This window comes from Cohnella sp., assembly GCF_041641335.1.
GTDB lineage: Bacteria > Bacillota > Bacilli > Paenibacillales > Paenibacillaceae > Cohnella.
In genome coordinates, this window is record NZ_JBEPYQ010000012.1 from 87,057 (window position 1) to 97,420 (window position 10,364).

A 10,364-nucleotide genomic window follows, 5' to 3' on the forward strand; every position below is an offset into this window, starting at 1 on the left:
CATTCCACCTTCAGTCATTTATGGATGCGTTTACATTCTATTCTATTTTCCCTATCCTGGCAATCTAAAAAAAACGATGCCTCTGCCTTCTCATCCACTGGGTGGCGGCCCACTTCTCCCCGGAAACGACGGGACCTCCCGCATGCAGGGTGAGCTCGTTCAAGAGGGGATCGTTATAGAAATATTCGAAGTAGACGGCGTTCCCCTTGCGCGGGACGACCGTCAAATTCAGCGAAGGGAAGATCGTCTCGCCGCCTTCTTCCACGTCGTTCAAATACATCACGAGCGTGCTGATCCGGTTGTTGGCGCCCCCGGACGTGAAGTAGTCGTAATGAGGCTGATACTGCTCCCCCGCTCTGTAATGCAGAACCTGCAGCGGCTCGGCATGCGCGATCGGGACGTTCATCAGCTCGGAGACCCTGGATTCGATTCGATGGATAAGTTCGTTCTCGCCCTCTTCGAAGAACATGCCGCTGCTCGTTCTTATGTCGCTCACGGAGCGAGATCGGCCGACTCTGGCACGCTGCATCCGGTCCTTCGCCAAGTCGACCAGCGCGTCGCACTCGGCTCCGGTCAGTACCTTCTCCAGGATTAAAATAAGAGGTTCTTCCATCTTGCCAACGATCGGAATCTCTCTATCCGACGTTCTGAGTAGGTTGCCATGCGGATTTACAATCGTCTGCTCTTTAACGGTCATCGCTTTATCCTCCTAGACGGAAATGAGGAACCATTCGAATGGGCGTGATGTCGATATCAGAAGTTGTAAAAACAAGGCTGGCAAACGGCTATAGATTCACCTCGACCGTGGACAGCGCCACTTCGGGGTAGTCCGTGATCATGCCGTCGATCTCGAACTTAAGCACCTCCTTCATATCTCGCCTGGAATTAACCGTCCATACCCACACCTCGCGTCCGTCGGCATGAGCCCGCTTCACGAGCGACGGGGTCAGCATGACCTGCTCGACGGTAAAGAAATCGACGTCCTGCGCCGACAAGTCGCCTAGCGCGAAGAACAGGATTCTCCCGATCTTGATCTCGGGCGCGAGCTCGCGCACCTTCCCGAGCGTTATGCCGTCGAACGACTGAATGCGCACCTCTTGCTCGCTCCCGGCCTCCTTGACCAACCGGACGACCTCCCTCGCCAGCGCTTCGCTCTCTCCGTACGGCTTCAGATCCAGCAGCAGCTTGATGCGGCCCTGCGCCTCCGTCAGCACGTCGGCCAGTGTCGGGATGCGAACCGGGGCCCCGTTGTCGTCTTCGCCGATGGACAGCCGGAGCAGTTCTGCATAGGTCAGATCGGCGACGCGCAGTTTCTCCCCGGCGACACGCCGAAGATCGTAATCGTGATTCAGCACGGCCACTCCGTCCCTGGTCAGTTGGATATCGATCTCCGCCAATTGAATGCCTTTGTCGATGGCGGCCGTGACGGCGGGCAGCGAGTTCTCGGGAGCGCTCGACGCATCGCCGCGGTGCGCCGCGATCTGCACGCTCCACTTCGCGTATACAAGGCTGTCGTTCGCCCGCAAGCCGATAAAGACCGACAGAGCGATATAGGAGACGGCGACCGCCGCGAAAACGGTTCGTTTGCGGCGAAGCCCTTTCCACCATTCGACGATGCGGTTTTCGAGCCGGCCCAGCTCGCCGGGGCGAACGTTCAGCCGATCTTTGGCTTTGATGCCTTGAAGCCGGCCCAACCCGTAATAGAGCCGCGTCAGCAGGAAGATGTTGATCGGCAGAAGCAGAAGCGCCAACAGGTAGGTCAGAATCGTGGAAAGCGTCAAGGAGTGATGCTGAGAGACAAGCGCCAGAACGTCCATATTCAGCCAAGAGGGAATGGATCCGACGGCGGATACCGCAGCCGAAGTAGCGACCAGGACGGCGGCGTTAAACAGGAGCAGGGAGCCGAACAGCTGCAGCCACCGTCCCTGCGTCAGCGCGTGGCTTCTGCGTATGGCCTGCCCGAGCTTCAAATCTTCTATCACGATAAAGTGAAGCACGAAAATCCAGCGAAGCAAAGTGTAGAGCGCGGCCGCCAGGAGCACAGCGTAGGCAGCGGCCATCGTGTAGGAAGCGTCCAGCACATAGTGGTTCAGAAAGATCGGCACGTTGAACAACGCGTAAAAAGAGGCCGAGAGAGGCGAATCGACGAACGGGATCAAGAGAAGGAGCAGCATCATGAGCTGGAACGCGCCGAAGCCGAGCAGCCTGGGCGTCTTGCGCAGCGCAATCGTCAGCGCGTCGGCGATCGCGATCTCTTTGCCGAAATAGCGTTGTTGGACGAGAACGATGAGCACGAACAATTCGATCAGCAGCGCGTAGGAGGCGAAGAGCCCGATGAGGAACAAGCCGCCCACGCCCTCGTAGCTCACTCCGATCCGGTAGACTTCCGCATTGAGCAGAGAGCCGGAGCCGACGACTCTAAGAATCCGGTTGAACACATACGTAATCATCGGTATAACGACGGCGCTCGTCACGAGCATGTAGAACATTTCAAATATTAGCAGCTTGGCGGAAAACGCGCGAAACTCGCGTACGCTTCTGCCGATCAATTTAAGCATGGCGAATCATCCTAATTCAATTTCAAGGTGTCGATACTTAATTATAAAACAGACCGGCCCCCTGCCGAAAGACAGGGAATCGGCCTATTTCTTCGACGACGCCTCGTTAATTCGCGAACAGCTGCTTCTTCAGCTCCCGGTTGCGTTCCATGAAAATCTCGTTGTGCGAAGAGACCATCCCCCAGGCTTCCGCCTCCGGAATAATGTACTGCTTCGCTTTGTTCACGGCGTTGGCCGCATCCTGGAACGCTCCCGCGATCAGGTGCAGCTTGCCCTCATGCCCGAGAATGTCGCCCGCGGCGTACAGCCCGGGGACCGACGTCTCGCTCATCGGAGTTCCCGCGATCGCCCATTCGTTCTGCATCTCGATGTTGACCTGGCTGTTCGAGAGCAAATCCTTATCTCTCTCGTACCCATGGTTGATGATGACCTCGTCCACCGACATCTCGACTTGCGCTCCGTCGTCCTTGTTGCGCAGCACCACCCGCTCGATCGCTTCCTGTCCAGGTGCGGCGACCAGCTTCTCGATCTCGGTGTTGAGCAGGCAGACGACCGAGCTCGAGAGCAGCTTAGACACTTCGGCCTCGTGCCCTTTGAGCGTTTCGTTGCGATAGGTCAAATACACTTGCTTCGCGATCGGCTCGAGCTCGTTGGCCCAGTCGATCGCCGAGTTGCCGCCGCCCGAGATGAGCACGGTTTTGTCTTTGAAGCGCGACAGCGATTTGACCGTATAGTGCAAATTGGTAACCTCGTACCGTTCGGCGCCTTCGAGATTCAGCTTGGTCGGCTTCAATATGCCGCCGCCAACGGCCAGTATGACCGTCTTGGAATAATGCTCCGCTCCCGAAGAGGTCTGAAGGACGAAGATGCCGTCCTCGTCTTTGGAGATGGAGGCGACCTTCTCTCCCAGCACGATCTCCGGATCGAACGTCCGCCCTTGCGCGATCAGCTGCTCGATCAGCTTCTCGCCGGTAATCGGAGTGACGCCGCCGACATCCCAGATCAGCTTCTCCGGATAGACGTTGACTTTGCCCCCCAAGAAAGTCTGAAATTCGATAATCTTCGTCTTCAACTCTCGCAATCCGCTATAAAAAGCGGAGAAAAGTCCCGCGGGACCCCCTCCGATTATCGTCACGTCGTATATGTCCTTGGCGCACACTCGCATCCTCTCCCTCATCCTCTAATCCGAACTAATGACTTCGGACTCATTGTATCACAAACGTATTGAGAATGAAAATCATTATTATAGAGGCCCGATCGTATGCGGATCGACGAACTCGTATTCCAGCTCCGTCAGCTTGGACAGCAGGCCGTCCAGCGCTTCGGCCGTCCAGGGAAGCTCATGCATCAAGATGTTGGCGCCCGGATGCATTTGGTCGACGATGCGTTGCGCCAGCGCCTTCGGATCGTTGCTGTCCGCCGTCATGGCCCAGTCCCGGGAGTCGATCGACAACGTTATGACCGTCAGACCGGAAGCCTTGGCAGCTTCGACGGTCACGTCGTTAAAAGCCAGGAAAGGCGGACGAAAAAATACAGGCGCCGTTCCGGTAATATCCTTGACGGCCTTCTGGACGTCTCCGAGCTGCTTCTCTACCTGTTCCTTGCTTTCCGCGCTGAGATCGATGTGGTCCCAGGAATGGTTGCCGATCATGTGCCCGCGGTTGTGAACAAGCTTTACCAAATTCTTGCCTCTCTCGATTTGAGGCCCGTTCATGAAAAAGATCGCCTTGGCCTTATGTTTATCCAGCGTGGCTAGAATCTGCTCGTTCAACCCTTCATTCGGACCGTCGTCGAAGGTGAGCAACACCACTTTGTCGCTATTCTGCCCCGGGTTGACGGGGACGATCGTTTGGGTAGCTGCATGGATCTTGTAGACAGGCTCGACTGCTTGCGGTTTCTCTATCGAACAAGCCGTCGCCAGCAGGATCACAATGGCGGCAATGACGCAATAAAGAACCTTTTTCCCGGTATTCATGTTTCTGTAGCTCACTCCTCCGTACTAGTCAGCATCTACGGCGTTCGTATGCTGTATGTTCCATTCTAGCGGCCAAGGAGGAGCGAAACGAGATAACAGATGATCAATTTCTTACACAATGCAACGTTTTTTTAGCGGTGCGAGGCGTAGACGTTCGGCTTGCTGAACGAGCGAACGGCCGCGAGCTCTTCGGGCGACAGCTCAGGCGCATGCGTCGCGGCGACGTTCTGCAGCAGCTGCTCACGCGAGCTTGCTCCGGGAATCGCTACGGCCACCGCAGGATGGGCGAGCGAATACCGGATCGCCAATTGGGTGAGGCTGCGCCCCGGCGCCTCCAGATCCCGCAGCCTCTCCCGAAGAGCCTCGAGCTCTTCCAATTCGTAGTCCGACACGCCGCCCGAAGGTTCCCGGTTGGCTGCCAGCGCCCCTTTGGCCAGCGGGCCTCTGGCGATGACGCCGATCCCCTTCTCGTGGAGAAGCGGAAGCACCGTCTCCTCCGCCCGCCGGTCGACAATGCTGTACGAGTTCATTACGCTGACGATGGAGGAACGCGCGGCGTACTCGCGGATGACGTTGGGACGGATCGAGGAGATGCCGTACTCCCGGATCGTTCCTTCCCTTTTCAACTGTTCAAAAGCTTCTATCGTATCGTCAATCGGGTCCTCAAGGGTTCCGCCATGAAGCTGGTACAGATCGATATAGTCCGTGCCCAGCCTCCTCAAGCTTTCCTTGACCGAGGACAGAATGTATTCCGGGGAAGGGTCCCACGTCCAGCCTTCCTGTCCCGGAATGCGCCGGTTGCCGACCTTCGTCGCCAGCACGACCCGGTCTCTTCTGCCGCGAATCGCTTTGCCGACTAATTCCTCGTTGCGGCCATGGTCGTACAGATCGGCCGTGTCCAGAAAATTGACGCCAAGGTCCAGCGCTTCGTGAATCAGACCGATCGCCATCCCCTCCTCCGTTCCCAAAGACATGCATCCCAGTCCGATCTCGCCGACGAGCAAGTCGGATACGCCCAGACGGTTCATTTTCATCGCGCGTTCATCCCTTCTTCTCCAGCCAATCTCCCGCCAGCCGCAGCATCTCCTCCTTGGAAATCCCGGGCCCCTTATGATTCGTAAGTGGGTACCCGTATTCAAGCTGCACGGGCCGTCCCTCGGCGGCGATCGGTCTCTTGACCTCATTATAAACGACTTCCGTCCCGGCTATCGTCCTTTTTTCAGACCGGTCCCCGGATCGATGTGTTACGATAGCAGCATAGATCCCCGCGAATGGAGTCGAACGAAGGAATGGATTCGCAGCTGACAATGTACATTACCTTGGTGAGCGTGTCGGGCATTTTCAACGTGTTCCTCTGCCTCTACGTCCTGTTCAGAAAACAGGAAATTCCCGGCTCCCGCACTTTCATTTGGTACACGGCCGCCCTGTCCGTCTACAGCTTCGCTTACGCCTTCTGTCTGGCCAGTGATACGCTGTGGAAAGTCAAGTTATGGACGGTCGTCGAATATATCGGCATGCCGTTCTCCGCGCCGCTCGGTCTCATGATCATTCTCCAGTATCTCGGCTGGAAGGTTACCCGCCGGCAGGCCGCGGCCATGCTCGTCGTCCCTTCCGTCACGCTGCTGATGGTCGCCACCAACGACTACCACCATCTGTTCTATAAAGTGTTTCGGATGAAAGAAGGAATGCCTCTTCCCTATCTGGAAATCGAGATCGGCGAATGGTATATCGTCCACGGGATTTTTACGTCCAGCTGCCTGATGGTCGCCACCGTTCTCCTGCTCGGCCGATGGAGACAGACGCGGAAGTCCTATCGCCTGCAGCTGGCGACGCTGATCTGCGGGCAGTTTCTCCCCATGATCACCGCGTTCCTGTATCTCGTCGGGCTGACCCCGGCGGGCATCGACCCGGTTCCGATGGTCATGTGCGTGACTTCGGCGCTGTATATCTGGGCCATTCTGTCCGCGAAAATGCTGACCGTCATCCCCATCGCCAAGGAGACGATCTTCGACAGCATGAGGGAAGGCGTTATCGTCCTGGATGCGGCGGATCGTCTGAGCGACTACAACGCTGCCGTCGCGCGGATGATTCCTTCCCTCAGCACGGCCATGATCGGGAAAACGCTAAACGAAGTCTGGATCGAGCTGACCGGATCTCCGTATCCGTTCGCCCATCGGCCGGACGAAGGGGCGGAAGAGCTGGCGTGGACGACGGACGGAGCGGAGCAGACGTACCAGGTCCGCTATTCTCCTCTTCTGCACCGTAACGGGGATGCGGCAGGCGGCCTGCTCATGTTCATCCACGTCACCGAACTGAAGCGGCTCCAGCGCGAGCTGGAGCACCAGGCTTACTATGACGGGTTGACGCAAATTCTTAACCGCTCCCAGTTCATCAGCCGCAGCCGCCGACAGCTCGAGGATTGCCTGACGGGCGGACGGCCGTTCACCGTCGTTCTGTTCGATATCGATTACTTCAAGCGCGTGAACGATCATTACGGACACGAGACGGGGGACAAGCTCCTCGTGCACGTCGTCGCCATATGCGGCGGACTCGTCTCCCCGGACATGCTGTTCGCGCGTTACGGCGGCGAAGAGTTCGTCCTGGCGCTGCCGGACGCGACTCTGGAGGAAGGCTGCGAGATCGCGGAGCGGCTAAGAAGAGGATTGGAAACCGAAGCGCTGTCGACTCCCCGGGGCGAGATCGCCGTCACCTCCAGCTTCGGCGTCGCCCAGACCGAAGACGGCGGCGGCGCGACGCTTGACGTTCTGCTGCAGCAAGCGGATGAAGCGTTGTACGCCTCCAAGCGGAACGGCCGCAACCGCGTCAGCGCGTATCGCGGAGCTTCGGCTTCGCGCGTCTAGGAGGCGGGCTGACGTTCCGTCAACAGCTGCGCCAGCAGCTCCAACTGGCCTTCGATCGAGATCGGATCGAAATAGGAGAAGTCCGCTCTGCTCAGCACGTGAGCACGGCCGTGCTCCACGGCGGGCAAGCTTCTCCAGATCGGATGGTCCTGCACGTACCGGATGCCTTCGCCTTCGTCGGAGACGAACAGATAATCCGCGCCGGCGGCGTAAACCGGCAGCTGCTCGAGCGGCAGGCCTTGCACGATCTGCCGTCCGCTGTCGATCGCCTGCCGCTGCACGGGCTCCGGAACGCCCAGGCGCAACCCCCGGTAGATCGGCCAGCCCCCTCGCCCGTAATTGTCCCCGAACACCGAAAACTGCCGGCCCTGGCTGTCGAATCTGACGATGGCGGCCGTAGACGACCGGCTTAAGACTCCCGCCAACCGCTCCCGGACTTCCGCGGCCCTGCGCTCGAATCGCAACTCCAATTCGTCCGCAGCCCGCGGACGATTGATCAGCTGGCCGATCAGCCGGACGTCGTCGAAGATGCTTCTGTTGCCCTCGTATGGCAGCAGTAGGGTCGGCGCGATTTTGGACATGGCCGGGTAGGCCGACAGATTGGCGTCGTTCATGAGAATAAGGTCGGGCTCCAGCTTCGTTACGGCTTCAACGGACGGCTCGCAGCCGATGTCGACGATCCCCTTCTCCATGTCCTTCAGGAACGCGCTGCCTCCCCACCAGGTCAAGTTGGCGGCTACGGGCTTCACTCCTGCCGAGAGCAGAACGTTGGCGTAATAGAGCGCCACGATCCGCAGCCCTTTGCGAGCGTGGCGAACGTATTGCTTGGGAGATTGCCCGACCATCTGCTTGAATCTCCTGCTGAAATAGTAAACGTCCTTGAAGCCGGCGCTCTGGGCGATCTGCTGCAGGCTGTCGTTGGAGGTGAGAAGCTGCTTCTTGGCATGGTTGAGCTTCAATTCCGTGATATAATCTACCGGGCTTTTGCCGGTCAGCTGCTTGAACAGATGCGAGTATTGCCGGGTTCCTATATTGGCCTGCTTCGCCAGAGCTTCCATGCTTATGTCGGAGACGTCCAACCGATGCAAGCCGTCGATCGATCGCCTAACCGCTTCCCGGGATTGGAGCTGGGCGCCGGACGACTCGCCGCCCCGGCACAGCTCGTACAACAGCTCCTGAAAGCGGATATGCTGCCTGAAATGCGCAAGCTCCTCCGTCGCTCCCCTGTGACGATATAGCTCGTCCAACCGCCCCGCGATGCGCCCGAAGGACTGCGCGTCGAGTTCCTCGTACGGAATGATGCGAAGAACGTCTTGGTTCGCTTCGTTCGCATCGTTCTCTTCGCCCAATGGACTCCTCTCGACCGGAACGGCCCGGAAGATCAGCCACATCAGCTTCAGCTCCGGACCATCGTCCGCCGACACGTCGAACAACGTATCGGGAGGCAGAAGGAAGCAGCTCCCCTTGACCAAGCGGCGTCTTCTGCCGTCGATGACGGCGCTGCCGGCTCCTTGCGTAACCGCGACGAATACAGGGTCCGGCGCGTGCAGCCTGCTCGCCTTGGCGGCAGCCTGGCAACGAATTTCGACGATGTCGGATAGAGTGAACAACGAGGTCAGGAAGGGTAGAGACAAACGGCTCATTCGGGCGCTCCCCTTTTATAGTTGATAATGATTATCAATCAGTCGTATGTCTCTATTCTAGCGAACCCCCGAGATACGCGCAACAAAGCCGCCGGAGTACCGGCGGCCGATAGGTTGAGACTATTGGGGAGAATTGCCCGGCAGCAAATCCGCGATCAGATCCATCTGGGCGGAAATGGAGATCGGGTCGAAATAGTAATACTGCTTGGCTTCCAGCTCGATGACGCGATTTTCCTTCACGGCCTTGAGCCCTTTCCATACGGCGCTGTCCTTGACGACATCGAGCGCGGCTCCTTCGGTGGAAACGAACAGATAGTCGGCGTCCTCCGCGTATTCCGGAAGCTTCTCCAGCGGCACCTCTTTAACGATTTGTTTGCCGCTGTCGATGACATCCTCCTTGATTTTGGCCGGATATTGCAGCTTCAATCCTCTGTAGATCGGCCATCCTCCTCGGCCGTAGTTGTCGCCGAACACGGTGAACTGTCCTCCGTTGCCGTCGATGCGAATAATGGCCGCCTTGGCGTCGCTCGTCCATACGCCTTCCAGCTTAGCGCGCGCGGCTTCCGCTTTCTTCTCGAACTCCTCCAGAAGCCGGGTTGCCTCGTCCGGCTTGCCCAGAAGCTTGGCGACTTCTACGGTATCTTGATAGACGGTGCGGTTGCCGTCGTACGGGATCAGCACCGAAGGCGCGATCTTGGCGAACTGTTCGTAGTCCTCGGCGTTATTGCTGTTCATGATAATTAAATCCGGCTCCAGCGCGGCTACCGCTTCCAATGACGGCGGACCGCCGATGTCGACGAGACCCGCTTCCTGCTCCGCAAGGAACGGGCTGCCGCCCCACCAGGTCAGATTGGCTCCGACCGGTTTCTCGCCCAGCGCGAACAGGATGTGGTGATAGTACAGGGCGACAATGCGCTTCGGATGCGCAGGAATTTCGACGTCGCCGTTGACCGTGCTGACGATTCGCGTCGCTTCGCCTTCTGCCGAAGGCGATGGGGACGTTGATGCAGACGGCGTCGAGGACGGTGAGGCGGACGGAGAATTGGCAGGACTGGCAGAAGCGCCGGTTCCGGCAGAATTCCCGTTCCCGCATGCGCTGAGCAGCACTGCGGCAACGAGAAGCAGCAGAGAGGCAATGGCTGTCGGCTTGCGAATGGCTTGCATAGTTCAGACTCCTTGTCTAGTGATAATCATTCTCACCATATTATAAGGAGACCGTCAGAGGTCAACAATGGAGAATTCGGAGCAAAAACAGGCCGACATCTCGCCGAAGCGCGGAAATCATGCAAAAAGCGGGGCTGTCTCCTACGCCAACCAAGCTGCTGCG

At 58.2% G+C, this 10,364-nt stretch carries 8 protein-coding genes; 1 reads left to right on the forward strand and 7 read right to left on the reverse strand.

Features of this window, described 5'->3' with window-relative positions; genetic code table 11:
• Window positions 1-64 precede the first annotated feature (64 nt).
• The 5 genes from ACESLM_RS05895 to ACESLM_RS05915 form a co-directional block, all read right to left on the reverse strand.
• Window positions 65-697 carry a 2OG-Fe(II) oxygenase gene (locus tag ACESLM_RS05895; protein ID WP_372630589.1) on the reverse strand — a complete coding sequence of 211 codons (633 nt, stop codon included), beginning with the start codon at window positions 695-697 and terminating at the stop codon, window positions 65-67.
• 88 nt (window positions 698-785) lie between these two features.
• Complete coding sequence (locus tag ACESLM_RS05900) at window positions 786-2,558, reverse strand: glycerophosphoryl diester phosphodiesterase membrane domain-containing protein (RefSeq protein ID WP_372630591.1); 1,773 nt, start codon at window positions 2,556-2,558, stop codon at window positions 786-788.
• Between the two features lie 106 nt (window positions 2,559-2,664).
• Complete coding sequence (locus ACESLM_RS05905) at window positions 2,665-3,723, reverse strand: NAD(P)/FAD-dependent oxidoreductase (RefSeq protein WP_372630593.1); 1,059 nt, start codon at window positions 3,721-3,723, stop codon at window positions 2,665-2,667.
• A gap of 78 nt (window positions 3,724-3,801) precedes the next feature.
• On the reverse strand, window positions 3,802-4,533 hold the full coding sequence (locus ACESLM_RS05910) for a polysaccharide deacetylase family protein (protein WP_372630594.1): 732 nt from the start codon (window positions 4,531-4,533) through the stop codon (window positions 3,802-3,804).
• Window positions 4,534-4,664: 131 nt separating this feature from the next.
• Entirely contained in the window at window positions 4,665-5,567 is a 903-nt protein-coding gene (locus tag ACESLM_RS05915; protein ID WP_372630596.1) for an aldo/keto reductase, read from the reverse strand.
• Window positions 5,568-5,822: 255 nt separating this feature from the next.
• Between ACESLM_RS05915 and ACESLM_RS05920 the strand changes: the two genes are divergently transcribed.
• Window positions 5,823-7,394 (forward strand): histidine kinase N-terminal 7TM domain-containing diguanylate cyclase, encoded by a 1,572-nt coding sequence (locus tag ACESLM_RS05920; RefSeq protein ID WP_372630598.1) that lies wholly within the window; start codon window positions 5,823-5,825, stop codon window positions 7,392-7,394.
• Here ACESLM_RS05920 and ACESLM_RS05925 read toward each other — a convergent pair.
• Both ACESLM_RS05925 and ACESLM_RS05930 read right to left on the reverse strand, forming a co-directional pair.
• On the reverse strand, window positions 7,391-9,037 hold the full coding sequence (locus ACESLM_RS05925) for a helix-turn-helix domain-containing protein (protein WP_372630600.1): 1,647 nt from the start codon (window positions 9,035-9,037) through the stop codon (window positions 7,391-7,393). The two genes, ACESLM_RS05920 and ACESLM_RS05925, sit on opposite strands and share 4 nt — an antisense overlap.
• 120 nt (window positions 9,038-9,157) lie before the next feature.
• A complete protein-coding gene (locus tag ACESLM_RS05930; RefSeq protein ID WP_372630602.1) occupies window positions 9,158-10,201 on the reverse strand; it encodes an ABC transporter substrate-binding protein in 1,044 nt (347 codons plus the stop codon).
• Window positions 10,202-10,364 lie beyond the last annotated feature (163 nt).

Bases quoted from the DNA above. Each gene is read 5' to 3' on its own strand.
- ACESLM_RS05895 (WP_372630589.1), bottom strand. From the start codon at position 697: ATGACCGTTAAAGAGCAGACGATTGTAAATCCGCATGGCAACCTACTC.
- ACESLM_RS05900 (WP_372630591.1), bottom strand. From the start codon at position 2,558: ATGCTTAAATTGATCGGCAGAAGCGTACGCGAGTTTCGCGCGTTTTCC.
- ACESLM_RS05905 (WP_372630593.1), bottom strand. From the start codon at position 3,723: ATGCGAGTGTGCGCCAAGGACATATACGACGTGACGATAATCGGAGGG.
- ACESLM_RS05910 (WP_372630594.1), bottom strand. From the start codon at position 4,533: ATGAATACCGGGAAAAAGGTTCTTTATTGCGTCATTGCCGCCATTGTG.
- ACESLM_RS05915 (WP_372630596.1), bottom strand. From the start codon at position 5,567: ATGAAAATGAACCGTCTGGGCGTATCCGACTTGCTCGTCGGCGAGATC.
- ACESLM_RS05920 (WP_372630598.1), top strand. From the start codon at position 5,823: ATGGATTCGCAGCTGACAATGTACATTACCTTGGTGAGCGTGTCGGGC.
- ACESLM_RS05925 (WP_372630600.1), bottom strand. From the start codon at position 9,037: ATGAGCCGTTTGTCTCTACCCTTCCTGACCTCGTTGTTCACTCTATCC.
- ACESLM_RS05930 (WP_372630602.1), bottom strand. From the start codon at position 10,201: ATGCAAGCCATTCGCAAGCCGACAGCCATTGCCTCTCTGCTGCTTCTC.